Here is a 26,481-nt window from a genome sequence, read left to right as displayed (position 1 = left end):
GGGCCTTCATCGGGACAGGCCGCGTCGGCGAGGAGGCGACCGTCAGGCGTTCTGTTGCGCCCGCGCAAGCCGCCGGACACCGGCACCCGCTGCGGCATGACGACGCAGAGGTCGTGCAGGTCATGATGGTCAGCTCCCGTTGACGGGGGAGGACGACCGTAAACCGTGCGTGCCGGGAGCGGAACGCCATTCAAGGGGCGGCGTCGGTGCCGTCGACGGAGTAGGTGCAGTGCGCCTTCCCCGCCGGTGAGGCCCGGCTGCAGCAGCTGTTACTCCCGACCGCTGTGCCGGCCCGGCAATGCGGCTCTCCGCACTCGGCCAACTGACTGATCTGATGTAGCGCTGACCATGTGCCTGTCGGCAGCTGTGCGAGGCTCCGCCCATGACAGTCGCAGCAGATACCTCCGATGGGATGCCAGCCGCAAGGACTGTTCTCATCACATTGGCGGCAGGTCAGTTCCTGATGGCTCTCGACAGCTCGGTCATGAATGTCTCCATCGCCAGTGTCGCCGCCGACGTGGGGACGACGGTGACCGGGGTCCAGGGTGCGATCACGGCCTACACGCTCGTGATGGCGATGTTTATGATCTGCGGCGGAAAGGTGGGTGCGCTCGTAGGCCGTAAGCGCGCCTTCATGGCCGGCTGCGTCGTCTACGGCTGCGGGTCTCTCACCACCGCGCTCGCTCCGAACCTCACCGTGCTACTGGTTGGATGGTCGTTCCTTGAGGGAATCGGGGCGGCGCTGATCCTGCCCGCGATTGTGTCGCTCGTAGCGGGGAACTTCACTGTGGAACGGCGTCCTGCCGCCTACGGGATCGTCACCGCTGCAGGAGCGGTGGCCATTGCACTCGGGCCGATCATCGGCGGCATCGCGACGACCTACTTTTCCTGGCGTTGGGTGTTCGCCGGCGAGGTGGTGGTGGTGGTCGGGATCCTCCTGTTCACCCGCCGTATCGCCGACGCGCCGCTCGACAGGCGACCGCACATCGACATTCCTGGCGCGCTGCTTTCCGGCCTGGGAATTGGAATCTTCGTCTTCGGTGTACTCCGCTCGGCCGAATGGGGTTGGTTCGTACCCAAGGCCGGAACCCCGTCCATGCTCGGCATCTCCCTGGTTGTCTGGTTGATGCTGGCAGGGCTGTTCCTGGTCTGGCTCTTCTTCCGCTGGGAGGTCCGACTCTCGGACCGCGGCAAGGAGCCGCTCATCGACCCTGAATTCCTGAAAAACCGGCAACTCACCGGTGGCCTGACGATGTTCTTCTTCCAATATCTGGTGCAGATGGGTGTGTTCTTCATTGTCCCGCTGTATCTGTCGGTCGCGCTTGGCCTCCCGGCAGTCGATACCGGCGTCCGCATCCTTCCGTTGTCTTTGACGCTGCTCGCAGCCGCCACCGCGATTCCGCGCTTTCTCCCGCACGCTTCGCCGCGGCGCGTGGTGCGCCAGGGGATCTTCGCGCTTCTCGTGGGGGCGATTGCCCTCCTGGCGGCGCTCGATACGGAGTCGGGCGCGGAGATTGTCACTATTCCCCTCCTGTTCATCGGATATGGCATGGGGGCGCTGGCGTCGCAGCTCGGGTCGGTCACCGTGTCGGCGGTCCCCGACGAACAGAGCGCCGACGTGGGTGGCGTCCAGAACACCGTCACCAACCTCGGCGCATCGATCGGCACCGCGCTGGCAGGGTCGATTCTCATCGCCGCCCTGACGTCTTCGTTTCTCGCCAACATTGACCGGAGCCCAGCGATCCCGGCTGAAATCAAGGCACGGGCGAACATCGAGCTCTCAGGTGGCGTACCGTTTCTGTCGGACGCTCAGCTCAAGAAGCAACTCGACGAGGCGGGTGCACGTACGGATGCGGCCCAGGCCGCTCTCGATGCCAACGCCGACGCGAGGGTCGACGCTCTGCGCGCCGCTCTCGCCATCCTTGCTCTTGCGGGCCTGATCGCTTTGTTCTTCACTCATCGCATCCCCGCGACCCAACCCCGCAGTCGTCAGACGTAACGGTTGGCCCACTGCGATCCGGTCGGGAACTTCAGCGCGGTCCCATCGATCACCTGCCGGTCACGGCGACCGCCCCGAAGACGACGGCGGTGCCGCGAACGGCTCCCCAGGTTCCTGACCCGTCGTCCGGTTCAGTTCCAAGTGGATGTCCACAACGCCCTCGACCGCTCGGGTGGCTCGGGCGAGCAACGGGATGAGCGTCCGGTCGCGTACCACACCTCCGAGCGTGACCACTCCGTCCACGACGGATACGGTCACCGCTCCTCCGGGGTGGGACAAGTCGGTGACGGTGCGCCGGATCTCGTCGGCAAGGTCTTCGTCCGAGCGGAGAAAGACCTTCAACAGATCACTGCGGCTGACGACTCCCTCCAGCAGTCCGGCCGCGTCGACCACTGGCAGCCGCTTCACGTGGCGCTGGGCCATGATGCGCGCTGCCTCTGCTATAGGGGCGTCAGGATGGACCGTCACTGCCGGGCTCGACATCAGCTCCTTTGCGCTCACGGCGCCCGCCTTCAGTCTGTCGGTCAGAGGCAGCTCCGGCCGGGTCGGGTCGTCGATGCGGGACTCCTCCTTGGGGAGCAGATCGGCCTCCGAGACCACGCCGATCACTCGTCCCTCGCCCTCGAGTACGGGAAGGGCGCTCACCCCCCACTCTTTCATCAGCTCGACGATTTGCTTGTAACTGGCCTGTCCTCCCACCGCGATGGCGGTGTGGGTCATGACATCGCTGACCGTGTGCGGTGAATCAGGCATGGTGGTCTCCTCACCGGGGCCCGCCCGACCGGGACGGCGCATCAGGTGACATGGGGCAGCCCACTTCCGTGCGGTGCGTACAGGTCCAGCAGACGGGCCCTGGCGGACTGGAGTCGGTGGGCTATCACCCGGCCTACCCACAGGGCCACGGCGGCGGCCAGTTCCGGGTCCAAGTCGCATGCGTGGCGCACCTGCGCGGCATCGAGTTCGTAGGCACGCACGGGCGTCATCGCCTCTGCTCCGAGCTGCCACACATAGGGGCTGAACAACCATGACCAGCCGACCAGCTCTCCGTGCCCGAGCGACTCGATGACCGCCGGCGGCCCTTTCGGCACGCGAAAGTCGAGGCTGACGGTGCCGGTCCGCACGATCCAGAAGTGGTCGGCACGCTGCCCTTCCTCAAAGATGCGTGTCCCCTCCGGGAACGACACTTCTCGGGTGAACTGCATGAGCCGGTCCCGATGCTTGATGCCCAGCGACCGGATGGTTGGAGTGGTCATGATCTGGTCTCCTTCACAGGGCGGCACGGATCTTGAGATCGTTGTCGGCAGTGCCTGAGCCGGAGGCGTGCTCCTCTCGGCACTTTGCGTCCTTGCACTGCGTGCGGGTCCTATCAGTGGGGATCCACATGGTCGTACCATCCGCGGGCCGAGGCTGCCGTAGTGACTCGGTTCCGGTCATGTCGATGCTTCCTCCGACGGAACTGAGAACAGCCTGCGCCGAATGATCTGTGGTCCCCAGGGGCTCTATGGGGGTGCCCCGGGGGCCAATCGGCCCTACATGTGAGCCTGGCTTCGACCGCCGCCCGCGCGGCCCGCCGACTGCCCGCATGAGGAGCCTGCGTCCTGCTGAGGGGCCGGGGCAGCGGGATGGATCCACACCGAACACATACGCCGGTTCCTCCTGAGGGGTATATATCGATCGCGTCGTCTATTACGAATATTAGGTCGAATGTCCCGGATCGGGTCCTGATCATCCCTCCTGGGAAGTCCAGGGGTGGCACGGTGGCGACGTGGGCATCCGACGACAACGGGACGAAAGGCGATGGGGACCATGGAGCCGCCCCTGGTCGTGGGCGTGGATGGATCGGTTTCGAGCTTCCGGGCGGTCGACTGGGCCGTGGAGGAGGCAGCCCGTCACGGCCTTCCTCTGAGAGTTGTGTACGCCTCCCGATGGGAACGCTACGAGGGGGCAGGCCTGCATCGGAGCGTCGAGCGCCCCTCCGAGCAGATTCTGGCCGACACCGTCGTGGCCACCGCGGTCACGCGCGCAAGCACCCGTAATCCCGATCTGAAGATCACCACCGAGGTTCTGGCAGAGGACACGGTCAACGCGCTGCTCGACGAGGCGCACGAGGCTGCGATGCTGGTTGTCGGATCCAGGGGCCGGGGCCAGTTCAAGGAGCTCCTGCTGGGTTCCGTAAGTCTGGCCCTGGCGTCCCGGGCCCACTGCCCTGTCATCGTGGTACGTGGCGACGCGGCAGGAACAGCCGGAGCACACGGCCGCATCCTGCTCGGCGTCGCGGACGTGGCCCACGGGTCGGCTGCCGTGAGGTTCGCTTTCCGTGAGGCAGCCACCCGGCACTGTGAGATCGACGCAGTACGCGCCTGGCGTTGCCCCGCGTTTGAAGCGGTCGGCCGGCCGCACACCAAGGACTCTCCGCCGCCCCTCACCTGGGAGATGCGGGCGGCGACGGAGCTTGACCAAGCGCTTGAGGCCTCGATCGAGGAGAACCCGGCCGTTGTCGTCTCCCGCTCCACTGTCGAGGGGCCGGCCCATCAAGTTCTCGTCCGGCGGTCCGCCGCCGCCGACCTCCTTGTCGTGGGTGCATCGCGGCGCAAGGGGCACGTGGGTCTGCAACTCGGCCGGACAGCCCACACGGCGCTCCATCACTCCAGCTGTCCTGTCGCAGTAGTGCCCCACCTTCCATGAACCACTGCCGAGTCAAGGAGGTGGACGGACAGTGGGCAGGCCCGCGTGGCCTGCGGCGTGTTCACAGTCCATTGCCTGCAGGTCGCGGTCCGTGGCACCGGACGCAGACCGCCGGTGCCGCGAGAAGGCCGTACGTCAGCGGACGGATGCGTCGTCGATGGCGTATCCGAGGTGCTGTGCCACATGAACCACTCCGTCGACGGTGCGGCACAGCCGTTCGATCACCGGGATCAGGCTCTTGAACCGCACCGAGCCGTTCAGTTCGACACGGCCGTCGGTCACTTCGACGGTGATGGTGCCGGGGTCCTGGTGCAAGGTCAGGTCGAGTACGTCGCCGGTGATCTCGTGGCGAATGGTTTCGTCGTCGCGCAGGAAGATCTTGAGCAGATCGCGCCGGCTGACGATGCCCACCAATGTGTCCGCCTCGTCCACGACCAGCAATCTTCTGACGCTCTGCGCCTCCATGAGCCGGGCCGCCTCGGCCACGGTCCAGTCCGCCCTGGCGCACACGGCGGGTGCAGACATCAGTTCCTCGGCCCGCGTGCCCTCCGCTTTCTCCCGCTTGCGCGGCTCGGGAGCGGGCAGGGACCGCAGGAAGTCCCCCTGATCGGCCGACTTCGGCAGGAGGTCACCTTCCGATACCACTCCGAGCGGGTGCCCCATGTCGTCGACGACCACGACGGCCGACACCTGGTGCTCAGTGAGTGTGCGCACGATGTCCTTGAACGTCGCATTCCCCGGGACCGTGACGACCTCGCGGGTCATCAGCTCGCCAACGTCTCGATGTCTCACCCGTCCACTCCTATCGCCCTGCGGCTTCTCGGGCGTCGACCGACATGTCGTCCTGCTCGTACGTGAGCCGATTGGCACGTTCACCACTCCGTGGACGCTCCGGCACGACCGCAGGACCGCATCTCCGAGCCTGAGGGCCGGGAACGCGCCGGGTAGGGTCGTCCGGGGTCGGGTGGACGCTGTGCGGCCCTGGTGGCCGCCTGCCACTCGGGGTGCTTTCATGAAATTGACGGAAAGAGTCCTTACCAGGATGCGGAGAAGCGGCTGGCGGCCGTGCACCGCACAATCGGGATCCGCGAGAAGCGGATGGGCTCTTTCCGCCCTTGCGTGGAGCGGCGGCTCACCGGTGGCCACGGTCACCGTCACGCTGACGCCGCTCGGTGCCATGCGGAGCGTCTGACCGAGCACTGCGTGGACGATCTCGTCGCGGTCGACGGCACGCCGGCGGCCGGGTCCGCCGCGGGGGTGATCAGGACGACGACGCCGGCGACGGGTCCCTGTCGTTCGCGCCCGCGGCGGATTCGGACAGCGGCTGCTGCGCCCAGATGACCTTGCCTTCATGGGTGTACCGCGTGCCCCAGTTCTCGGCGATCTGCGAGACGAGGAACAGTCCGCGGCCTCCCTCGTCCATAGTGGCCGCGTACCTCAGATGGGGCGAGGTGCTGCTGCCGTCGGATACCTCGCAGATCAGGCTGCGGTCACGCAGGAGCCGCACCCGGACCGGCGTGGAGGCGTGCCGGATGGCGTTGGTGATCAGCTCGCTGAGTATCAACTCGGTGTTGAACGCCAGTTCCGACAGGCCCCAGTGGTCCAGCTTCTCCGCGACGGCGGCGCGTATCCCGGCTACGACGGCGGGGTCGAGCGGAACGTCCCATTCGGCGATCTGGTCGGCGGAAAGCGCGCGGGTGCGGGCGATGAGCAGTGCTACGTCGTCCTTGGCCTGGGTGGGAAGGAGCGCGTCGAGGACTGCCCGGCAGTGCTGTTCCGGCGAACGGCCGGGATGGGAAAGGGCCTGGCGGAGCAGCTCCATCCCCACATCGATGTCCCGGGTGCGGTCCTCGATCAGCCCGTCGGTGTAGAGGACCAGCTGAGCACCCACGGCCAGATCCAGTTCGGCGGTCCTGAACGGCATGCCGCCGAGCCCCAGCGGTGGCCCGGCAGGAAGCTCGGGGAACTCCACGCTTCCGTCGGGGTGGACCAGCGCGGGGAGGTGATGCCCGGCGCGGGCCATGGTGCAGTGCCGGGAGACCGGATCGTAGATCGCGTACAGGCACGTGGCTCCCACGATGCCTGCACCGACGTCCGTGCTCTCCTCTTCCTTGTCGATGCGGTCCACGAGGTCGTCGAGGTGGCCGAGGAGCTCATCGGGCGGCAGATCGAGTGTGGAGAAGTTGTGCACAGCGGTGCGTAGCCGCCCCATGGTGGCGGCGGCGTGCAGCCCATGGCCGACGACGTCACCGACGACCAGCGCGACGCGGTTGCCCGACAGCGGAATCACATCGAACCAGTCACCGCTGACTCCGGACTGTGCGGGCAGATAGCGGTGGGCGACATCCAGGGCGTTCTGTTCGGGCAGCGCGCGCGGCAGCAGGCTGCGCTGCAACATCACCGCCAGGGCGTGTTCGCGGGTGTACCGGCGTGCGTTGTCGATGCTGACCGCGGCACGGGCGACCAGTTCCTCGGCGAGTGACCGGTCCTCCTCGTCGAACGCTCCGGCCTCCCGCGAGCGCCAGAAGTTGGTCATGCCCAGAACCACGCCCCGCGCCTGCAGTGGCGTCGTGAGGAGTGAGTGGATTCCGTAGTCGACGATATTGCCTGTCCGTTCCGGGTCCTGAGCGCGCCATTCGCGTGCGGAAGACAGATCGGGCACCATCACCGACCGGCCGGTGGCGAATCCGCGTGCCTGAGGCGTGGAGGGATGAAAGGTGATGAGCTTGCCGCACGGGTAGAGGGGATGGTCGTCCCGGATGCCGCTGACGGCGGTGCGGCGCATCGCGGCAGCCGTGCCGGTCGGCTCCTCCCCGAGCAGGACGGGGGCGGCGAGGTCGACCGTGACGAAGTCCGCGAACCGGGGGACGGCCATCTTGGCCAGTTCCTCGGCCGTGCGCGTCACGTCCAGGGTGGTGCCGATGCCCACCCCCGCGTCGTACAGCAGCCTGAGGCGTTCGTTCGTCGTTTCCACCTTGCCCGTCAGTGCCAGGAGCTGGGTGGAGTCGCGCAGGGTCGCCACCGTTCCCAGGGGGCTTCCGTTGCGGGCCGTGCGCCGCTGGTTCACCACCAGCATGCGGTCCCGGGCCAAGTACACCTCGTCCGTGGCCACGCGGCCGGAGACAAGCAGCTCCGCAGTGGCCGGGTCGAGGCTCTCCAGTTCCTTGACGGGGCGTCCCTGGGCGTCGGGCGGCAGATCAAGAAGCCGTTCGGCCTCGTCGTTCGCCAGCAGCAGCCGACCGTCGTGTCCAACGATGAGTACTCCTTCGCGGACGGCGTGCAGCACCGCGTCATGGTGCTCGTACATGCGGGTCATCTGGGCGGGATCGAGCCCGTGGGTCTGCCTTCGCAGCCGCTTGGCCACCAGGGCGGCCCCGCCCGTGGCCAGGACGAGCGCCGCGGCCCCGCTGGCAAAGATGACCAACAGCTGCCTGTTGACCACGTTGGTGATGTTCTCGACCTTGAGACCGGCGGCCACCAGGCCCACGACGGAGTTGTCGGGAGCGTTGACGGGGACCACCGCCTGGACTTCATGGCCAAGGGGCCCCTGGACGTTTTCCACGTGGACCCGGCCCGCCAGCGCAGGTTCGATGGTGCCGACGAATGGCTTCCCGATGAGCTCCGGACGGGGGTGTGTGTAGCGAGTCCCGTGTGTGTCCGTCACCACGATGAAGTCGACGCCGGCCAGCTTCCGCGCCTCCTCGGTGAGCGGCTGCAGCACCTTGGAGGGATCGGGAGATTTGAGCGCCGCCACAATCCCCGGAGAGTGTGCGAACGTCTGTGCTGCAGCCACCGAGCGGTGCTCCGCCTCCGTCTGGGCGTCGTGCAACGATTGGAGGACCAGCGCCAGAACCGCGCCCGCGACAAGCAGGACAACGACCACCGCCTGCAGGATGAATACCTGCCCGGCTACGCTTCGCGGGCCCTTGCCGCTCAGTGACCGAGCCGACCCGCTCCGGGATCGGTCGGAATGGTCGACCATGTCGATATTCCTAACACTTACTAGCAACGTATGCCTATTGGGTCCCTCATCGTCCGATTGCCGTCGACCGACTCACCACAACCTCGGATTCGCCCAGTGGATGCCATGGGGTGCAGGGGACATGGAGATGCTCCGGTCGGCGCCGATGAGATCTACCTCAGGCCACTGCTCCAATCCGGCCATACCGCCACCGTGGCCGCTCAGCCGCACGACGCGCTTCGCGCCGGGCCGCTATGTTTGCGGCGACCACAGGGCGACCGGTTCCGTACAAGGCGCGCTCGCGTCCGGCGCGCGGGCCGCCCGAGAGGTCCTCGCAGACCTCGGCGGCGGCGCGGGCACACGCTGACCTGGGCGCACCCGGCGTAGGGACGAACCGCATCCGCACCCCGGACGTTGCCCGAATACATCGGCAAAGAACCGCCGTCCTTCGGAACGGAGTGCCGGATGGAATTGTCAGGAGCCTGCGTCCTGGGGGCGGGGGCTACCGGCGTCATCGGGCAGGGCCTGGCCGGGCGCCTGTCCGACCGGGGAGCGTCGCTTGCCCTGGCCGGCCGCGACGAACAGCGCCCGGCGCAGGCGGCCGACCGCCACGGCTCCGTCCCCCGCCGCACCAGCTTCGCCGACGGGGCTGTCGCGGGGACACCGCCGCCCATGCCGCCCGCGGGTGATCCGGGCCTTGCGGTACGGTCCGTCCACGGACACCCCTCGGCTAGGATCCCCGTCCCTGGACACCATGGACGGGGATTTCTCGCATCAGGACACCGACCGCGGCACGGCCGTGGAGTTCGTCTACCGGCTGGCGGTCGCGGACTTCGAGGAGGCGCTTCGTGCGCGAGCCCGCCGGACACCGGCGGGCAGGGCCCAGGCGCTGCTGGCACCGCTGGTGGCGGCGGCCGCTGTGGTCGTCTTCGCGGCGCTCCGTGATGCCGCGCTGATCGTGTGGATCATCTCGTTGGTGCTCTCCGTGGGAATCGCGTCCTGGGGCACCGTACGTAGGCTGCGCACCATGGCCCGCCGGATGTTCAGCATCGTGGAGCCGTACGGGCAGTGCCGCATGGTGGCCGACGACCGCGGCGCGGTCAGCACCGGCGAGCGGGTGTCCTTCACCACCGACTGGACGGTGTTCCGGGAGTACCTGGAGACGCCCGGGCTCTTCGTGCTGCCGGGTGCAGATCCTCATGAAGTCACCCCAACCATCCGATGCCGCTCGGAGGTCGGAGAAGGCTCATGGTCGAAATGATCGACGTCGAGTCTCCGCCATGGCGGAGACTCGACACACGGTGACCGTTGCCCTTCCGAGGCCGGTCGCATTTGATCGACCGTCGTGTACAGACACTCGATATCCGCAGCGTCCGCGCTGCTCCTCGTCTCGCTCGTCCTGCCCGGTGACCTGGCGCACGCGGACTCGGACGACCTGTCCGGGCCGTCGGTGACGCGAATCGTCACGCTCGACAGCGCCCCGGCCGCGCAGCAGGCCGCCCCGCAGGACCGGGCAGCGGCCCGCCGTACGGTCTCCGATGCGCAGCGGACGCTGGTCGACGCCGCGCACGACGCGGGCATCGCGCTGTCCGTGGAACGCCAGTACCGCAATGTCGTCAACGGTCTTCTCGTCGAAATGCCCGCCGGTCAGACCGGCCGACTGGCCGAACTCCCCGGCGTGGCCCAGGTCACCGAGCCGGTGACGTACGAGATGCCCGAGCGGCCCACCCCGGTGCCCAAGGACGTCCTCGCAAAGGCCGTTGCCCAGGCGGGCCATGACGCACGGTCCGGCGAGGCGGCCCCCTCGGGCCGGGAGATCGTCACGGCCACGGATCTCACCGGCGTCCCGCAGGCCCACCGCCTGGGTTACACGGGCAGGGGCGTCACCGTCGGCATCATCGACAGCGGCATCGCCTACGACCACCCGGCGCTCGGCGGCGGGGGCTTCCCCAACGCGAAGGTGGTCGGCGGCTTCGACTTCGCGGACGAGGACGCCGACCCGTACGACGACAAGTTCGGCCCGGCTGCCGGGCACGGCACCCATGTCGCGGGCATCGTCGCCGGGGACGACACGCACATCGAGGGCGTCGCCCCGGACGCGACACTGCGCTCCTACCGGGTGTTCGGTACGAAGAACTCACCGACCGACGCCATCGTTCTGGCCGCCCTCGACCGAGCCGCCGCCGACGGGGTGGATGTCGTCAACATGAGCCTCGGCGCAACCGGCGACCGAAGCAGCAGCGTGCTGTCGCTCGCCGTGAACCACCTGGTGGACTCCGGCGTTCCCACGGTCGTCGCCAATGGAAACGGTTACGCCGGTCCGTTCAACGCCGCGGCGCCCGCGGTGGCGGACGGGGCGATTGCGGTCGGCAGCACCTACAGCAGCCGCTACCCGTTCCTCGCGTTCACACTCGACGACGGCTCGACGGCCCCCGTCCCGTACCTGGACTCCGGGCGGGCACCGGCCGCTCCCGTGACCGGCGCCCACCCGGTGGCCGTCATGGAGTCCAGCTGCGCCCCGCTGCCCGCAGGCAGTCTCGACGGCAAGATCGCGCTCTTTGCTCCACACACCGGCACTGACGTCTTCAACTGCCGGGTGATGGACCTGGCCCGCACCGCCGAGGCCGCGGGTGCGGTCGCCGCGGTTCACTACGACCCGTCGGGCACCGATCCGGACGCGATGCCGTTCTCGCCCTGCTGCGGCACCATCGGCATCCCCGTGGTGGGGATCCGCGCGCGGGACGCCGAGCGCATCAAGGCCGCACCGGCCGGCACCGAGCTGTCCTGGGGTGCGTACGCCGGTGCGCCGATGAATGCCGACGCCGCAGGGCTGATGGATGCCGGCTCCTCCTGGGGCCCGGGCAGTGAGCTGGAGTTCAAGCCGGACGTCGCCGCTCCCGGTGGGTACATCCTGTCCGCGCTTCCCCCGGCCCAGGACTGGTACGGCGTCATGTCCGGTACCTCGATGGCGTCCCCGCACGTCGCGGGAGTGGTCGCCCTGCTGCTCCAGGCCCGACCGGACCTCACTCCGGCCCAGGTGCAGACCGCGCTGCAGAACACGGCCACTCCGCTCGCCATGACCGGTGATCACGAGCGCGGCCGGCAGCCCGTCGCCCAGCAGGGCGCGGGCCGGGTCGACGCGGTCGCCGCACTGGCGTCGGTCTCCGGCGACACCGTGACCGCCAGGCCGTCCGAACTCGCCCTGGGCGACCTCGAAGACCGGCAACGGACCCGCCGGATCACGGTCCAGAATCCGACCTCCCGTCCGGTGACCTACCGGGTCGGGCAGAGCGCCGCCGTGTCCGCAGCCCCGCCGTACACCAGCGAGTGGCAGCCCACCGACGCCACAGGCGACGCCGAGGTCGACGGCCAGGACAGGATCACCGTGGCCGCGCACGGCAGCCGTACCGTCACCGTGCACATCAGACAGCCGCACGGCGTCGCCGAAGGAACCCTGTTCGGTGGCTGGGTGGAGTTCACCCGGTCCGGCTCGGCGGCCCCGGAGATCCGGGTGCCGTATCTGGGCATGGCAGGCGACTTCGACGCGGTGTCGGCGATCAACCCCACCTTCACCTCGATCAACAACAGACTGGACAATCCGGCGCTTCGTCCCGGCTACTTCAGCTTCGGCAAGAATGTGCCCACCGCCGTCGACCTCACCGACACGTCCACGGCCAACGACAAGGCCTGGGTCATGCTGTCCCACGGCTTCCCGCTGCTGGAGCGGATGCGGCTCCAGGTCCTCGACGCCCGTGACGAGGTGATCGACACCCCGTACGACGCGTCGTGGGTGACCCGCAATTCCGGCGCGGGCACCGGGATGGCGTTCTACAGCTGGGACGCCACTCGTGCCGATGGCACCCCGGCGCCCGCCGGTACGTACCGGCTGCGCCTCGTCTTCGACAAGGCGCTCGGCGACCCGCAGAAATCACCGGGCACCCAGACCTGGACCTCCCCGGAGGTCACCCTGGTCCGCTGACCGCAGGACCGGCCCACGTCACACCGGCTCGGCGGACAGCCGGTGGTCCTGCCCGGCCGGGCAGGACCACCGGCCGCCGTGGTTTCGACGGCTCCGGTGACACCGCCCGGGCCCTGCAGTCGGGTGCGCCCGGCCGAGCTGCAAGAATCCGGCAGTACACACGGACCGGAGGGTGGCTTTGGCACTGGAGGATCTCGGGCTCGGCGCCTGCGAGGAGTCCGTCTACAGGGTACTGATCGAGCGGCCCTCGGCCTCGGTCGCCGAGGTGGCCGCGGCGGCGGCCGTCCCCGACGCGGAAGTCGCGGACGCATTGAACTCGCTCGCGGCTCGCGCCCTGGTCAACAGGCGGCCCGGAAGCGGTCATTATGTCGCCGCGCCACCATCGGTCGCGCTTGGCACGGAACTGGCCGAGCGCCGCATCCGCCTCCACCGTGCGGAACTCGCGCTTGCCGAGGTGGTCGAGACCTACCGGACCGGGTCCATGGGACGCGCGCAGCGCGATCTTGTGGAGGTCGTCGAGGGGCGGGATGCCGTGCGCCAGCGGTACCTCCAGCTCCAGCTCTCCTCCCGGCACGCCATCGACACGTTCGTCACCGGCGACGTCCAGGTGGTCGGCCCGGAGAACACCGAGGAGCCGACCGTGCTGTCGCGCGGCCTGCAGGTGCGCGCCGTCATCGACCAGTCGTTCCTGGGCGAACCGAGCGCGGCCGACAACGTGGACGAGTCGCTCGCCCGGGGCATGCGGATCCGGACGGTCGATGGCGTACCGCTCAAGCTCATCGTCTGCGACGGCGAGACGGCGATGCTCCCGCTGCGTGGCTCCGGCAGCGAGGTCGACCCCAGCCTCGTCCTGCGCGGCGGACTCGCCAACGTTGCCCAGGCACTCTTCGACGCCGTGTGGGAACGGGCCCGCCCCTACGGCGAACCGCACCACGGGATCGATGTCCTGGACACCCGCATACTGCGTCTTCTGCTCGCCGGTCTCACCGACCACGCGGTGGCCGCGCAGGTGGACATGTCGGCGCGCACCGTGCAGCGGCGCATCCAGGGGCTGATGGTCCAGGCCGGGGCGACCACCCGCATCCAGCTCGGCTGCTACGCCCGCCACCACGGCTGGGCGTAGGGCGAGTCCGTGCTCCGTGTCCGTCACTGACGGGTCTACGCCAAGGCAGATATCCGCCAGGGCAGAACGGTCGACACGCAAGCTGCCGCCGCGAAAACTCTTCGCAGCACCCGGAACCACCCATTCACCGGGTGCGTGGAGGAGAGTCATCCATGACCAGATTATCCGCGAGGCGGAGATCCCAGCTGCTCGCAGTGGGGTTGTCGCTCGTACTGCTGCCGGCCGGGCAGGCCGTCGCAGCCGGCGCATTGGGGACGGCGGGGGCGGGCACCGACCGTGCCACGTCACCCGTGCACGCACCCAGCACCGCGCGAACCGTCACCCTGATCACCGGTGACCAGGTGACCGTGACCGACCTCGGCGCGGGCCGGAAGTCGGTCGCCGTGGAGCGTCCCGAGGGCGCGACCGGAGCGGTTCGCAGCGAGATATCCGACGGCCGGATCACCGTCATACCCGACGAGGCCCGGCCCTACCTCCAGGCGGGCGTCCTCGACGCCGAACTCTTCGACGTCACCGCTCTGCTCGAGCAGGGGCTCGGTGACCCGTCGTCCGACGGCCTCCCGCTCATCGTGACGTACACGAAGAACGCCCGGAGCGCGACGCCCCGCGGAGCCCGCCAGGTCCGTGGGCTGCCGAGCGTGGGCGGTGCGGCCCTGGAGGCGTCGAAGTCGGGGGCGTTCTGGCGCACGGTCGCACCGGACGTCACCTCCGGGGCGCGCAGCGCGACTTCGGGCCGTGTGCGTCTGTCGGGCGGCGTCGAAAAGATCTGGCTGGACGCCCGCGTCGACGCCGCGATGGAGAGCAGCAACGCTCAGATCGGCACCCCCGCGGCCTGGGAGGCCGGGCTGACCGGCAAGGGTGTCAAGGTCGCCGTACTCGACACGGGCGTGGACCTGACCCATCCCGATCTCAAGGACCGGGTGAGCGAGACCAAGAGCTTCATCGACGGCCAGGAGGTCGCCGACCGGAACGGCCACGGCACGCATGTCTCGTCCACCGTCGGTGGCAGTGGTGCGGCGTCCGACGGCAAGGAGAAGGGCGTCGCGCCCGGCGCCACGCTCGCCGTCGGCAAGGTTCTCACCGACCAGGGTTTCGGATCCGAGTCGCAGATCATCGCCGGTATGGAGTGGGCGGCCAAGGACGTCCAGGCCAAGATCGTCTCCATGAGCCTCGGATCGTCGCAGGGCAGCGATGGCACCGACCCGATGGCCCAGGCGGTGAACACCCTCTCCAAGGACACGGGTGCCCTCTTCGTGATCGCGGCCGGCAACGCAGGCTACCCCGGCAGCATCGGCTCCCCCGGCGCGGCCGACTCCGCACTGACGATCGGCGCGGTCGACTCCGCCGACCGGCGTGCGAACTTCTCCAGCCAGGGCCCGCGTTTCGGCGACAACGCGCTGAAGCCCGACCTGTCCGCGCCGGGCGTGGACATCCTCGCGGCCCGCTCGCAGCTCGTGAGCGGCAGCGGCCCGTACACATCGAAGAGCGGTACGTCCATGGCCACCCCGCACGTCGCGGGCGTGGCGGCGCTGCTCGCCGAGAAGCACCCCGACTGGAGCGGACAGCAGCTCAAGGACGGGCTGATGAGCACGTCCAAGCAGATCAGCGGCACGTCGTACGAGGTGGGTGCGGGCCGCGTGGACGTCCCGTCCGCGATCGCCGCGCAGATCACCGCGACCGGCAGCGCCGACCTCGGCTTCACCAGCTGGCCCTACGAGGCGAACAAGCCGGTCACGAAGACGCTGACCTACACCAACGCCTCCGACCGGCCGGTCACCCTGGCGTTGACCGCCGAGGGCGCTCCCGCCGGCGTGGTCACCCTCGCCGACTCCACCCTCACCGTGCCCGCGCACGGAACCGCGCAGACCACGGTCACCGGTGACGGCACCGCCGCGCCCGTCGGCGCCACCTCCGGCCGGATCGTCGCCAAGGACGGCGACACAGTGGTGGCGCACACGGCCTTCGGCCTGACCAAGGAGGACGAGCGCTACACCCTCACGATCCACGTCAAGGACCGCGACGGTGCCGCATCCGCCGCATACGTGGCTGTAAAGCAGCTGGCCAAGGGCACGTCGGTCATCCCGGCCCCGGTCGATGACTCCGGCACGCTCAAGCTGCGCCTGAAGCCGGGCATGTACACCCTGTCCAGCTTCCTCGACGTGCGCGGCAGCGGGGGCAAGGACTCGCTCGGCCTCGGTCTTCTCACCGAGCCCGAGGTCACCATGGACCGTGACCGCGAAGTCACCCTCGACGGGCGGACGTTGCGGGAGATCCGGGCCGAGGTGGACCAGCGGACCGAGACCCGTCAGCGGATCATGAAGTTCAACCGGTCCGCGAACGGCGCGTCCTTCGCGCCGGCCGTGCAGGTCCCGCCGAAGTACGACAGCATCTTCGCCGCGCCGACCCGCAAGCCCGCCACGGGCACCTTCGAGTACTGGACCGCCTGGCGGCTCGGCAAGCCGCAACTCGATGTCGAAGCAGGCGGCCGGCGGCTCGGCGAGACGGCCGTCCAGTACGGATCGGACCTGTTCACCGGGCGGAAGCGGATGTCCCTGGTGGACGCGGGCACCGGAAGCCCCGCCGACTACGCCGGCAAGGACGTGACGGGCAACGCGGTCGTCGTGCGCCGCACCGACGCGATCACGCCCGCCGAACTGGCCCAGAACGCACAGGACGCGGGCGCCAAGGCCCTGTTCGTCACCGACGAGGTTCCCGGGCGGCTGATGGCCAACTTCAGCGGGGCCGGCGGGACGACACGTCCGCTGTACATCGCGACGGTGAACGCGGCGGACGGGGCGCGGCTGATCGAGGCCGCTCGACTCGACCGGGGCGTGGAACTGAACGGCACTCAGTTCACGCCGTTTGTGTACGACCTCACCGAGGGATACCCGGGGGCGATCCCCGCTGATCTGACGTACCGGCCGGACGAGAGCGAACTGGCCGTCGTCAAGAACAAGTTCCACGCGACGAAGGCCGCCGACGGCGGCGAGTTCCGCTACTCGATCCCCGACAGCTTCCCCGTCGGCCTAGGGTTCCAGGAGAAGATCAAGTTCCCCGCGGAGCGCACCGACTACATCAGCTCCGGCCCCGGCAAGGGGTGGCACGAGTCCATGTCCAACGGCCCGTTCGCCCTCGAGGAACGCAGCGGTGTGGTGCACTACCGCGGCGGCACACGCTCCGGGACCGACTGGTTCAAGCCGGTCTGGCACCCGTGGCTGGGCACCGGCCTCGGCTGGGGCCAGCAGCGCGCGGGCAACTACCTGCAGTTCAACACGCCGGGTTGGGGCGACTCGGGACCGGACCACACCGGCTTCGGCGATGTGTGGAACCAGAAGTCGATGACCCAGTTCACCGAGGTGTACGTGGACGGGGTGCGGGTCGACCGGAAGACCGGCTCGGGGGCGTACGCCCGGGACGTCAAGCCGACCGAGCAGGACTTCAAGGTGGTCACCGACACCACCCTGGACCCGGACGTCTGGCGGCTCGCCACGAAGGGCCACTCCGAATGGACCTTCAAGTCGTCCGCCACGCCGGCCGACCGGTGGACGTATCTGCCGATGCTCAACCTCGGGTTCGACATCGACACCGACCTGCACGGTGATGTGCGGGCCGGACAGCGTCTGGATCTCGGGATCTTCTCCGAGTACGTCAAGGGCGCGCCGGACACCGGGCGGATCACCGGCTCCACGCTGGAGGTCTCCTTCGACGACGGCGCGACGTGGACATCCGTCGCACTCGATGGCGTACGCGGCAAGTCCGCCGCCTGGGCCGGCTCGGTGCAGGTGCCGGACGACGCGCAGTACATCTCCGTGCGGGCCTCGGCCGCCGACGACAAGGGTGGCTCGGTCAAGCAGGAGATCATCCGCGCGGTGGGTGTGCGGAAGTAGCCGACGGGGTGGGAGCCGCGCAGTCGGCGGCGCGGCTCCCACCTGCCGCATGCGCTGAGCGCATGGAGCTGACCGCGGCAGCGCTCGCTGCCGCGGTCAGCTGCGCGAGGACCGACGCCCGTGCGGTCGGCCGACGTTCCCGCGCCGCGTGGTCCGGGCCTCTGGAACCGGCCTCCAGGACCGCCGGCCGCGCGTCAGCCGGCATGACCGATCAGAGGCTCGGGTCACGACGGGTGGGCCGGCCGTCGAGGACGGTGAGCACCACAGGGAGTTCGGGCAGATCGGTGGCGGGAGTGATGAGGGGGTTGTCCGCGAAGGCCGTGAGGTCGGCGCGGTGGCCGACGGCGAGCCGGCCGGCCTCGTGTGCCTCGTCCGCTGCGTAGGCGGGGTTGATGGTCATGGCCTGGAGGGCTTCCAGGGCGGTCAGCGCCTGGTCGGGGCCGTGCGGGGGCTGGGTGAGATCGCGGCTGGGGCGGCGGTGGCGGGCTCCCGCCATGACGGCCAGCGGGGGATAGGGGGGCGATCGGCCAGTCGGAGCCGAGGACGACGGTGGCGCCGGAGCCATCGGTCGACATTTCCCGCCGAAGCGGGCCAATAATCGCTACCCCGCCGCCAATACAGCGTGTTCATTCGGCATTACGGTGAGCGAATAGAGCGCCCTTAATGTGCCGCAGGCCACATGACTTACGCCACTCTTGTGCCGATTTGAGGCATTTGCCGTGTGGAGTGGGCCATATGACGGGCGTCACTATGAAGCCGGTTAGTAGATCCGTCACGGCCCGTTCCGCAGCCTTGGCGGCGATTCCTCAACCGTTTTGTTCAGCCGGTACGAATTGGAATAGTAAAAGGGGCCCATTGACCCGCATTTCTCCTTCGCTTAATAATTCTTGGCATCGCCCGACAACAGATGAGGAATTACCGAATGCAGTTCAACGCGATGTCCACGAAGTTCGCCCGCATGGCCAGGACCAAGAAGATCTCGCTGGGCATGTTCGCAGCCGGTGCCGCGGTCGTGGCCGGCACCGTCGCAGGCGCCCCGGCAGCCTCGGCCGCCACCCCCGCCCAGTCCGGCGGCGGCAACGTCGACACCTGGATCAAGGAGTCGCTGAAGGTCATGCACGCGAAGGGCATCCCGGGCACCTACGAGGGGATCCACCGCAACCTGATGCGCGAGTCCTCCGGCAACCCCCACGCCGTCAACAACTGGGACTCCAACGCCACCAAGGGCATCCCGTCCAAGGGCCTGCTCCAGGTCATCGACCCCACGTTCAACACGTACCACGTGAGCGGCACCTCCAAGAACATCTACGACCCGGTCGCCAACATCACCGCCGCCGCCAACTACGCCGCCCACCGCTACGGCTCCATCGACCACGTCAACTCGGCCTACTGACCGGTCGTGCCGGTGTGGCCGGACCCGGCCAGAACATGCCCGGGGCCTGTCCTGACGTCGTGACCGAGACGTAAGCATGGGGCCTTCCCGGGCTCCCGCCCTCGAACAGGCCCGCTCGGCAGGCAGGTTCATCCCGGTCCGCGCACACCTGTTGGGCCCGGACCCTGAGGGCAAAGACAGCTGAGCACGTGGAGGCCGACGAAGTGGCATCCGAGGCAGGGGCACGCGGTCCCATGCCTCGCACGTGGTGATGCCGTCGGTGTATGGCTATTCGAACCGTGTGGTGTCGCCTGCTCCTCGGCGCACGATCGTGGCTTCGCCTTCGGAGAAGTCGATGACCGTCGTCGGCTCGGTGCCGCAGTCACCCGAGTCGACCACCGCGTCCACCTCGTGGTCGAGCCGCTCCTTGATTTCCCAGCCCTGTGTCATCGGCTCGTCCTCATCGGGCAGGAGCAGGGTGCTGGAGAGCAGCGGCTCACCGAGCTCGGCGACCAGGGCCTGGGTAACCACATGGTCGGGAATGCGGACTCCGACCGTCTTCTTCTTCGGGTGCAGCAGCTGACGCGGCACCTCCTTCGTCGCCGGGAGGATGAAGGTGTAGCTCCCGGGCGTGGCTGCCTTGATCGCGCGGAACACGTCGTTGTCGACGTGTACGAACTGACCCAGCTGCGCGAAGTCCTCGCACACCAGGGTGAAGTGGTGACGATCGTCGAGGTTCCGGATCGAACGGATCCGGCCGATGCCGTCACGGTTGCCCAGCTGGCATCCCAGTGCGTAGCAGGAGTCCGTCGGGTACGCGACGAGCGCACCGGAGCGGATGGACTCAGCCACCGTGCTGATGGTGCGTCGCTGAGGATTTTCGGGGTGCACGTCGAAGTACTTAGCCATTCTCCGAGCTTATGTGATCCGGACTGCCGTGGTGAGGAACAGGACCGCGGACAGGAGCGCAGGCCGATCGATCTCCTGGTCCTGGCCCGGGCGGAGAAGCAGATGAACCAACGGACTTCTCCCGAGTCCGTCTCCGTCCGTTCGCCGTCCGACAGCAGACGCCGCTCCGCCGGCGGGTGCACGTGCGTACCTTCGCCGTCGGCGATTCGCCGGTGCCTGCGCAGGAGAGCCGGGCCGGCCGTGGGCTCATCGTTGACGGCGACGCCGTCCATGTGTTCCAGGTGGCACGGAGGATCCCGCGTGTTACCCGGTCAACACCCGGCGCCGCACCGCAGCACCGAGCCGGTCCGAGGGGGCACGCCGTGCCGGCAGGCTCGCCGGAGCGGGTCAGTCGGGCACGCGGCGCGGCCGGGGGCCCACACCGGTTGTCAGGCGTGGCCGGACCGGTCCCCGTTCATGGTGATTCACCCCTGGTCTGCCGCACGGGGCGTGCAGCCCACGACGCGTGGCCACCCGATGCCGTACCGCGGACATCGGGTGGCCACGCGTCATGTGCGACGGCAGCGAGGCCACGCACGGGCCGTTGCCAGTACCGTATTTTTCAGGCGGCCGCCGACGACTGGGCCTCCGCCGCCGCCCGGTACAGCCGGCGCAGCCGGACCACGCCCAGGTCGTGCTGGTACAGGTTCTCCCGCTGGTCGGCGTCGGCCGGCATGGCCTCCAGCATCACGCGGTCCTGCTCCAGGACCTCCCAATGGCGCTTCTCGATCAGGGTCTTGTACAGGAAGCGCCAGGACGCGCGCTGCCAGTCCTCGACGCGGCGGTAGCGCCAGAAGAAGACGCCTGTGCGCTGTTCGTCCACCGGGCACACCATGCCCACGATGCCGAACGGTCCGCCGGGGCCGGCCGACGGCGGGTACGGGATGGACAGGTCGACCCAATCCACGCCGGTGCGGCACAGTTCCACCCAGTCGAAGTTGACGCCACGCTGGTCGGTCTTCTCGAAGAAGTAGCCGCGATCGGTCTCCCGGATGCGGAACTTGGCCGTCGTGTCACCGTCGAACATCGTGTGCGACTCGTGGTGCAGGAACGCACCGTGCATCGGGTCGAGCAGGTTCTCCACGGCGTACCGCCACGGCACGTTCCATTCGGCGTAGCACAGGAAAGCGTCCACCTCGGGGTCCGTCAGCGGCTCGGGCAGCGTCAGCGCGGCCGGCTCCGGGTGCTCCTCGTCCCCGAAGTAGGCGAGGATCGCGCCCGCGACCTCGCGCACCGGCAGCGAGGTGACCAGCTTCTTGCCCTCCAGGCTGCAGCCGGGCAGCCCGGGGACGGAGGCGACCGTGCCGTCGGTCTGGACCTCGACACCGTGGTACCAGCAGGCGACCCGGTCACCGAGGTGCTTGCCGAGCGAGAGCGGCGCGCCACGGTGCGGGCAGCGGTCGGCAAGCATCGACAGGGTGCCGTCGGAGCGGCGGAACAGCAGCCACTGCTCCCCGAGCGCGGTCACCTTGCGCATCGCGCCCGGGGCGACGAAGTGCGAGGGGACGACGGCGTGCCACTGGTTGCGCAGACCGGTGGCGTAGATGTGGTCCGCGGTGGCGGAGGACGACAGCGTCATGGTCAGGCTCCCAGTCGGTTCATCTCGGCGCGGAAGGATTCCTCGGTCCACGGTGTGCCGTCGGCGGCGTGGACCTGACGGGCGTTGAGCCCGCGGACCACGTCGGACAGCTCGTGGCCCTCCTTGGTGAAGACGTCCTCGAGGGTTGCGGCGAGCTTGTACTCGTACGGGGTGGGCTCGTGCGTACGGGACTGGTGGACGTCCAGGTACGGCCAGGTGTCGGTCACGGTGTCTCCTGAAAGTGTGGGGAAGGTGTCACAGGTCGAGGACGAGCCGGCCGGAAGCGCACCGCGAGACGCAGATCATCATCGTGGCGCCGGCGGCGTGTTCGGCCTCGCTGAGCAGGAAGTCGCGGTGGTCGGGGGTGCCGTCGAGCACCCGGGTCTCGCAGGACCCGCAGATCCCGTCGCGGCATGAGCTCTGCACGCTCAGCCCGGCGTTCTCCACGGCATCGAGGATCGAGGTGTCCGTGCCGACGGTGAGGGTCACCCCCGACGTGCGGCACTCGACCTCGAATGCCTCGTCGTCACCGGTGCGCTCCACGACCGGTGCGGCGAACCGTTCCAGTCGCAGCCGGTCCTCGGAGCAGCGCTCCTCGACGGCCGTGAGCAGCGGTTCGGGGCCGCAGGAGTACACCAGTGTGCCGTCGCGCAGCTCCGCGAGTGCGGTGTCCAGGTCGATGTGGCCCAGCTCGTCCTGCGGGACGAGCGTGACGTCACCGCCGAGTGCGGCGAGTTCCGAGGTGAACGCCATCGAGGCCCGGCCCCTGCCGCCGTAGACCATCCGCCACGGGGTTCCCCGGCGGGCGGCCTCCCGGGCCATCGCCAGCAGCGGGGTGATCCCGATGCCCCCGGCGACGAACACATAGGCGTCGGCGTCCTCCAGCGCGAAGTGGTTGCGCGGTTCGGAGACCGTGACCGGCTGCCCGGGGCGCATCTGTGTGTGCACGTATCGCGAACCGCCGCGCGAGGCGGGTTCGTTGAGCACGCCGATGCGGTAGACGTCCGGTGTGTGCGGGTCTCCGCACAGGCTGTACTGGCGGACCTGGCCGCCGACATGGACATCGAGGTGCGCGCCGGGCGTCCAGGCGGGCAGGGGTTTGCCGTCGGGGTGGGTCAGTTCGACGGACAGTACGCCGTCGGCCTCCCATGTCATACGACGGACGATCAGCTGCAGCGAGTTCTCGCTCATGGCCTGTTGCCTCCTTACCGGCAGTACGGGGGGCCGGGCTACTGGCCCGGGATCCTCACGGGTGGGGTGAACGGGTTCTTCATCGGGCCCAGTGCCGTCAGATCGACCTCGACGAGGGTCGGTCCGCCCGAGGCGACTGCCTCGTCGAGCACCGGTCCGGCGTGCTCCTCGGCAGCGATCCGCAGATACGGCAGCCCGCAGGCGCGCGCGAGCAGTTCGAAGTCGGGGGTGACGAGATCCACCCCGGACCGGCGCTCGCTGTAACGGTCCTGCATGTTGCGCAGTACGCCGTAGCCGCCGTCGTTGAAGACGATCAGGGTCAGGCGGGGCCGCTCCTGGGCGAGGGTGAGGAGTTCGCCGAGGTGGACGGCGAGTCCGCCGTCGCCGGCGATCACGACGGTGGGCGCGTCGGGCCGGGCGAGCGCCGCGCCGATGCCCATGCCGAGCCCCTGCCCGATGCCGCCGCCGCGCGGGAAGACGTTGTCGCGCGGGCCGTACATCTCCAGCAGCCGGTTGCCCCAGCTGCTGGACGGGATGGTGACGTCGCGTGCCACGACCGCCTCGCGGGGAAGCGCCGCGCGGATCGCGTCGCAGATCGCGGCCTGCGGGCCGATGCTGTCGTGCAGGGCCGCCCGCACCTCGGTGCGTACGGCGGCGACGCGGTCGGTCCAGCCGGACTCGGCGGGTCGGGCGTGCGCCAGCAGACCGGTCAGAGTGGCGGCCGCATCGCCGTGCAGGGCGTGGGTGGCCGGGTACACGCGGCCGAGTGCGGCCTCGTCGATGTCCACCTGGATGTGCGCTCCGGGGAGCTTCAGCGTGTAGTCGGCGGTCTCGTTCGAGCGGAAGTGCGTGCCGATCGTGAGCAGTACGTCCGCGTCGGCGAGCAGCGCACGGACAGTTGGGGTGGTGGCGAAGTTACCGATGACCTGCTCGTGGTCCTCGGGCACTGCTCCGCGCCCGGAGTTCGAGGTGAGCAGTCCTGCTCCGGTCGCCTCCAGCAGCCGGGCCAGTTCGCCGCGGGCGGTGACGGCGCCGCCACCGGCCCAGATCAGCGGACGGTGCGCCGACGCCAGGAGGGCGCCGGCGGCGGCAGCTTCATTTTCCGCGGGCGTGGGGACGGCGGGCGCGGACAGCTCGGTGGGTTCGTCGGTCTGCGTCGCGTACTGGAGGTCGATCGGCCACTCCACGCTCGCCGGGCCGCCCGGCGCGGTCAGCGTGGCGTGGGCCGCCTCGCGCAGGATCCGGCCCGCCTGCTCCGCGTCCGGCACACTCGCCGTGTACGCCGAGACGGCGGTCAGCATGCCGAGCTGGTCCTTGGTCTCGTGGATGAAGCCCCGGCCGCTGCCCAGGAACTCGCTCTCCACCTGACCGGTGATGTGCAGCACGGAGCTGCCCGCGCTCAGGGACTCGATCAGCGATCCGGCCGCGTTTCCCGCACCCGTGCCGGTCGAGGTCAGTGCGCAGCCGAGGGTCCCGCGGGCCCGCCCGTAGGCGTCGGCGGCGTTCACGGCGGATGCCTCGTGCCGGACGGGGACGAACCGCAGTTCGCGGTCGACGGCCTCGACGAGCGGCAGGTTGTGCACGCTGACGATGCCGAAGACGGTGTCGATGCCGAGTTCGCGGAGGACGGCGACGAGGAGATCGCCTCCGTTGTCGTAACGCATGGTGTCTCCTCAGAGGATGGAGCGGCCGACTCCGCCGCAGACGTCGATGCTGGTGCCGGTGATGTACGAGGCGAGGGGGGAGAGCAGGGTGACGACCGCGTACGCGACCTCCTCGGCCCGGCCGAGACGGCCCAGCGCGATACCCCGGTCGGCGGCCAGTTCCGCCTGCCAGTCCTCGTAGGTCATGCCGGAGTCCGCGGCCGCGTGGCGTCGGGTCCACTGGCCGGTGTCGATGAGTCCCAGGCAGACGGAGTTGACTCGGATGCCTTCGCCGGCCAGTTCGACCGACAGGGACTTGGAGAGATTGAGAATGCCGGCGCGGGCGGCGCTCGTCGTGATCAGCCGGGTCTCCGGCTGCTTGGCGAGCACCGCGTTGATGTTGACGACGCTCGCCGCGCCGGAGGCGGTGAGATAGGGGCGAGCCGCCTGCAGAGGGTTCAGCACCCCGGCGAACTTCAGCTCCAGCTCGTCGCGCCAGTCGTCGGCGGTGGAGTCGTCGAGACCCTTCATCCGGGACTGTCCGGCGTTGTTGACGAGCCCGTCGATGCCGCCGAACTCTTCGGCGGTGCGACGGACGAAGTCGCGCACCGCATCGGCGTCCCGTACGTCGCACACGCCGGTCAGCAGGCGGTCACGTCCGGCGCCGAGCCGGGCGGCCACCTTGGCCAGCCGGTCGGCGTCGCGGCCGCAGGTGGCGACGCGGGCGCCTTCGTCGAGGAGGGCGCGGACCGTGGCCAGGCCGACGCCCGAGCTGCCGCCGGTGACCACGATGGTGCGGTCGGCGAGGCCCAGATCCATAACTCGTTTCTCCTGTAGTTCAGTTCATGGTGAAGCCGCCGTTGACGGCGATCACCTGGCCGGTCAGATAGCGGGACTCCTCGCCGAGCAGGAAGGAGACGATCCCCGTGAGGTCGTCGGGCTGCTGCGGCCGGGAGATGGCCCGGTTCATGCGGTAGAGGTCGTGCCGCTCGGTGGGCACGGTCTCGGTCGCCTCGCACTCGGTGAGTCCGGGGGCGACCGCGTTCACGGTGATCCCCCTGTCGCCGAGCTCGCGGGCCATGGCCCGGGTCAGCGCGATGACCGCGCCCTTGGAGGCGATGTAGTGGGCGAGGCGCGGGGATCCGTACAGTGCGGCGTCCGAGGCGATGTTGACGATCCGGCCCGGGGCTGCGAAGAGCGGGTACAGCGCCTTCGATACCAGCCAGGGGCTGCGGGCGTTGACCGCCATCAGCCGGTCCCACACCTCGACGTCGATGTCCTGGAACTCCTTGCCGCCCACGCCGTTGGCGAGCGCCGCGTTGTTGACCAGGCCGTACAGCGGGCCCAGCTCGCGCACGGCGCCGGCCAGTGCGTCCACCGAGGCGGGGTCGGCGACATCGCAGCGCACGAAGTGGGCGTCGATGCCCTCCGCGCGCAGCTCCGCGACAGCGTGCTCGCCCTGCTCCCGTTCGAGTTCGGCGACGACGACCCGGAAGCCGTCGGCGCCCGCCCGGCGGGCCATGGCCAGTCCCAGGCCACGGCCCGCGCCGGTGACGACGACGGTGCGTGCGTCGGCCGGGGGCTGGTCAGCCACGGGTGACACCGTGCATCGGCGAGTACTCGGGGTAGGTGGGCACCTGCGGCTTCTGTGTGCCGATGACGACGCAGAACAGGGCGTCGGTGTCGCCCTCGTTCTTGAGCGATCGGGTCACGCCGGCCGGGACGACGATCATGTCTCGGTAGCCGAGAGTGCGGTACTCGGCCTCGTCGGGACCGCGGTGGATGCCGACCTTGACCTCTCCTTCCAGGACGAAGAAGGCCTCCTCGACATCGTGGTGGGTGTGGGCCGGGCCCTCGGCGCCGGGCGGCAGCAGCATGTTGGAGAAGGTGAAGCCGCCGGACGGGATGATGCGGCTGTCGCTCTCGTGGTTGCCGGTGGCACCGGAACCGACATACCGGATCTGGCCGCGGCGGAACTGCGGGCCGGCCTTCTCCTGGAAGGAGAGGGTGTCGAAGTCCGCCGCACGGGAGTTCTTGGTGGCGATGAGGGAGTCGGTGTACGCGGAGAGGTCGCCGCCGTTGTCGTACTCGGTGGTGGTCAGAGGCATGGGGAA

20 protein-coding genes and 2 pseudogenes are annotated in these 26,481 nt (G+C 69.2%); 8 read left to right on the top strand and 14 right to left on the bottom strand.

All coding sequences use genetic code 11. From position 1 onward, the window contains the following. Nucleotides 1-382 precede the first annotated feature (382 nt). Nucleotides 383-1,999 (top strand): MFS transporter, encoded by a 1,617-nt coding sequence (locus OH809_RS04130; protein WP_406423905.1) that lies wholly within the window; start codon nt 383-385, stop codon nt 1,997-1,999. Between the two features lie 60 nt (nt 2,000-2,059). Here OH809_RS04130 and OH809_RS04125 read toward each other — a convergent pair whose 3' ends face one another. Then, nucleotides 2,060-2,752, bottom strand: a complete 693-nt coding sequence (locus OH809_RS04125) for a CBS domain-containing protein (protein WP_406423907.1) — start codon at nt 2,750-2,752, stop codon at nt 2,060-2,062. A 41-nt stretch (nt 2,753-2,793) separates the two neighbouring features. Further along, nucleotides 2,794-3,252 carry a Crp/Fnr family transcriptional regulator gene (locus OH809_RS04120; protein ID WP_406423909.1) on the bottom strand — a complete coding sequence of 153 codons (459 nt, stop codon included), beginning with the start codon at nt 3,250-3,252 and terminating at the stop codon, nt 2,794-2,796. Between the two features lie 553 nt (nt 3,253-3,805). Here OH809_RS04120 and OH809_RS04115 point away from each other — a divergent pair. Next, the gene (locus tag OH809_RS04115; protein WP_406423911.1) at nt 3,806-4,684 is read left to right on the top strand and encodes a universal stress protein; all 879 of its coding nucleotides are present in this window, start codon (nt 3,806-3,808) and stop codon (nt 4,682-4,684) included. 135 nt (nt 4,685-4,819) lie between these two features. Here the strand turns inward: OH809_RS04115 and OH809_RS04110 are convergent, their stop codons facing one another. Together OH809_RS04110 and OH809_RS04105 are read right to left on the bottom strand one after the other, a co-directional pair. Further along, a complete protein-coding gene (locus OH809_RS04110) occupies nt 4,820-5,476 on the bottom strand; it encodes a CBS domain-containing protein (RefSeq protein WP_406423913.1) in 657 nt (218 codons plus the stop codon). Nucleotides 5,477-5,945: 469 nt separating this feature from the next. Beyond that, on the bottom strand, nt 5,946-8,666 hold the full coding sequence (locus OH809_RS04105; protein WP_406423915.1) for a SpoIIE family protein phosphatase: 2,721 nt from the start codon (nt 8,664-8,666) through the stop codon (nt 5,946-5,948). 175 nt (nt 8,667-8,841) lie between these two features. On the opposite strand from OH809_RS04105, the pseudogene OH809_RS04100 reads away from it, so the two are divergent. After that, nucleotides 8,842-9,012, top strand: a pseudogene (locus tag OH809_RS04100) (FAD-dependent oxidoreductase); the annotation flags it as partial. Between the two features lie 107 nt (nt 9,013-9,119). On the opposite strand, the gene OH809_RS04095 reads toward OH809_RS04100, so the two are convergent. Further along, complete coding sequence (locus tag OH809_RS04095; RefSeq protein ID WP_406423917.1) at nt 9,120-9,362, bottom strand: hypothetical protein; 243 nt, start codon at nt 9,360-9,362, stop codon at nt 9,120-9,122. A gap of 37 nt (nt 9,363-9,399) precedes the next feature. Between OH809_RS04095 and OH809_RS04090 the strand changes: the two genes are divergently transcribed. The 4 genes from OH809_RS04090 (at nt 9,400) to OH809_RS04075 (ending at nt 17,634) form a co-directional block, all read left to right on the top strand. Beyond that, on the top strand, nt 9,400-9,906 hold the full coding sequence (locus OH809_RS04090; RefSeq protein WP_406423919.1) for a hypothetical protein: 507 nt from the start codon (nt 9,400-9,402) through the stop codon (nt 9,904-9,906). An 84-nt stretch (nt 9,907-9,990) separates the two neighbouring features. Then, nucleotides 9,991-12,624: a S8 family serine peptidase gene (locus OH809_RS04085; RefSeq protein ID WP_406423921.1), complete on the top strand. Its 2,634-nt coding sequence runs from the start codon at nt 9,991-9,993 to the stop codon at nt 12,622-12,624. 172 nt (nt 12,625-12,796) lie between these two features. After that, nucleotides 12,797-13,747: a helix-turn-helix domain-containing protein gene (locus tag OH809_RS04080; protein WP_406423923.1), complete on the top strand. Its 951-nt coding sequence runs from the start codon at nt 12,797-12,799 to the stop codon at nt 13,745-13,747. 152 nt (nt 13,748-13,899) lie between these two features. After that, a complete protein-coding gene (locus OH809_RS04075; RefSeq protein WP_406423925.1) occupies nt 13,900-17,634 on the top strand; it encodes a S8 family serine peptidase in 3,735 nt (1,244 codons plus the stop codon). A gap of 211 nt (nt 17,635-17,845) precedes the next feature. Here the strand turns inward: OH809_RS04075 and OH809_RS04070 are convergent. After that, a pseudogene (locus OH809_RS04070) lies at nt 17,846-18,194 on the bottom strand (amidohydrolase family protein); the annotation flags it as partial. A 362-nt stretch (nt 18,195-18,556) separates the two neighbouring features. Here OH809_RS04070 and OH809_RS04065 point away from each other — a divergent pair. Then, nucleotides 18,557-19,027 (top strand): transglycosylase SLT domain-containing protein, encoded by a 471-nt coding sequence (locus OH809_RS04065; protein WP_406423927.1) that lies wholly within the window; start codon nt 18,557-18,559, stop codon nt 19,025-19,027. Between the two features lie 267 nt (nt 19,028-19,294). On the opposite strand, the gene OH809_RS04060 is transcribed toward OH809_RS04065, so the two are convergent. The 8 genes from OH809_RS04060 to OH809_RS04025 form a co-directional block, all read right to left on the bottom strand. After that, entirely contained in the window at nt 19,295-19,915 is a 621-nt protein-coding gene (locus OH809_RS04060) for an L-threonylcarbamoyladenylate synthase (protein ID WP_406423929.1), read from the bottom strand. A 601-nt stretch (nt 19,916-20,516) separates the two neighbouring features. After that, nucleotides 20,517-21,533 (bottom strand): Rieske 2Fe-2S domain-containing protein, encoded by a 1,017-nt coding sequence (locus tag OH809_RS04055; RefSeq protein WP_406423931.1) that lies wholly within the window; start codon nt 21,531-21,533, stop codon nt 20,517-20,519. A 2-nt stretch (nt 21,534-21,535) separates the two neighbouring features. Beyond that, nucleotides 21,536-21,760: a recombinase-like helix-turn-helix domain-containing protein gene (locus tag OH809_RS04050; RefSeq protein ID WP_406423933.1), complete on the bottom strand. Its 225-nt coding sequence runs from the start codon at nt 21,758-21,760 to the stop codon at nt 21,536-21,538. Nucleotides 21,761-21,788: 28 nt separating this feature from the next. Next, entirely contained in the window at nt 21,789-22,724 is a 936-nt protein-coding gene (locus OH809_RS04045; RefSeq protein ID WP_406423935.1) for a PDR/VanB family oxidoreductase, read from the bottom strand. A gap of 38 nt (nt 22,725-22,762) precedes the next feature. Then, nucleotides 22,763-24,388 carry a thiamine pyrophosphate-binding protein gene (locus OH809_RS04040; RefSeq protein WP_406423937.1) on the bottom strand — a complete coding sequence of 542 codons (1,626 nt, stop codon included), beginning with the start codon at nt 24,386-24,388 and terminating at the stop codon, nt 22,763-22,765. A 9-nt stretch (nt 24,389-24,397) separates the two neighbouring features. Then, complete coding sequence (locus OH809_RS04035) at nt 24,398-25,186, bottom strand: SDR family oxidoreductase (protein ID WP_406423939.1); 789 nt, start codon at nt 25,184-25,186, stop codon at nt 24,398-24,400. A gap of 19 nt (nt 25,187-25,205) precedes the next feature. Further along, entirely contained in the window at nt 25,206-25,961 is a 756-nt protein-coding gene (locus tag OH809_RS04030) for an SDR family oxidoreductase (RefSeq protein ID WP_406423941.1), read from the bottom strand. Next, on the bottom strand, nt 25,954-26,475 hold the full coding sequence (locus OH809_RS04025; RefSeq protein WP_406423943.1) for a cupin domain-containing protein: 522 nt from the start codon (nt 26,473-26,475) through the stop codon (nt 25,954-25,956). The genes OH809_RS04030 and OH809_RS04025 overlap by 8 nt, the downstream gene beginning before the upstream one ends. Nucleotides 26,476-26,481 lie beyond the last annotated feature (6 nt).

The organism is Streptomyces sp. NBC_00873 (assembly GCF_045207415.1).
Lineage (GTDB): Bacteria > Actinomycetota > Actinomycetes > Streptomycetales > Streptomycetaceae > Streptomyces.
Note: the sequence above shows the minus strand (reverse complement) of the source record. Positions and strands in the feature narration are given on the sequence as shown.

What these genes read in the sequence shown, in the direction of transcription:
- OH809_RS04065 (WP_406423927.1), top strand. Translation starts at nt 18,557, where the DNA reads ATGCAGTTCAACGCGATGTCCACGAAGTTCGCCCGCATGGCCAGGACC.
- OH809_RS04045 (WP_406423935.1), bottom strand. Translation starts at nt 22,724, where the DNA reads ATGAGCGAGAACTCGCTGCAGCTGATCGTCCGTCGTATGACATGGGAG.
- OH809_RS04105 (WP_406423915.1), bottom strand. Translation starts at nt 8,666, where the DNA reads ATGGTCGACCATTCCGACCGATCCCGGAGCGGGTCGGCTCGGTCACTG.
- OH809_RS04035 (WP_406423939.1), bottom strand. Translation starts at nt 25,186, where the DNA reads ATGGATCTGGGCCTCGCCGACCGCACCATCGTGGTCACCGGCGGCAGC.
- OH809_RS04025 (WP_406423943.1), bottom strand. Translation starts at nt 26,475, where the DNA reads ATGCCTCTGACCACCACCGAGTACGACAACGGCGGCGACCTCTCCGCG.
- OH809_RS04125 (WP_406423907.1), bottom strand. Translation starts at nt 2,752, where the DNA reads ATGCCTGATTCACCGCACACGGTCAGCGATGTCATGACCCACACCGCC.
- OH809_RS04090 (WP_406423919.1), top strand. Translation starts at nt 9,400, where the DNA reads ATGGACGGGGATTTCTCGCATCAGGACACCGACCGCGGCACGGCCGTG.
- OH809_RS04075 (WP_406423925.1), top strand. Translation starts at nt 13,900, where the DNA reads ATGACCAGATTATCCGCGAGGCGGAGATCCCAGCTGCTCGCAGTGGGG.
- OH809_RS04055 (WP_406423931.1), bottom strand. Translation starts at nt 21,533, where the DNA reads ATGACGCTGTCGTCCTCCGCCACCGCGGACCACATCTACGCCACCGGT.
- OH809_RS04130 (WP_406423905.1), top strand. Translation starts at nt 383, where the DNA reads ATGACAGTCGCAGCAGATACCTCCGATGGGATGCCAGCCGCAAGGACT.
- OH809_RS04040 (WP_406423937.1), bottom strand. Translation starts at nt 24,388, where the DNA reads ATGCGTTACGACAACGGAGGCGATCTCCTCGTCGCCGTCCTCCGCGAA.
- OH809_RS04115 (WP_406423911.1), top strand. Translation starts at nt 3,806, where the DNA reads ATGGAGCCGCCCCTGGTCGTGGGCGTGGATGGATCGGTTTCGAGCTTC.
- OH809_RS04120 (WP_406423909.1), bottom strand. Translation starts at nt 3,252, where the DNA reads ATGACCACTCCAACCATCCGGTCGCTGGGCATCAAGCATCGGGACCGG.
- OH809_RS04060 (WP_406423929.1), bottom strand. Translation starts at nt 19,915, where the DNA reads ATGGCTAAGTACTTCGACGTGCACCCCGAAAATCCTCAGCGACGCACC.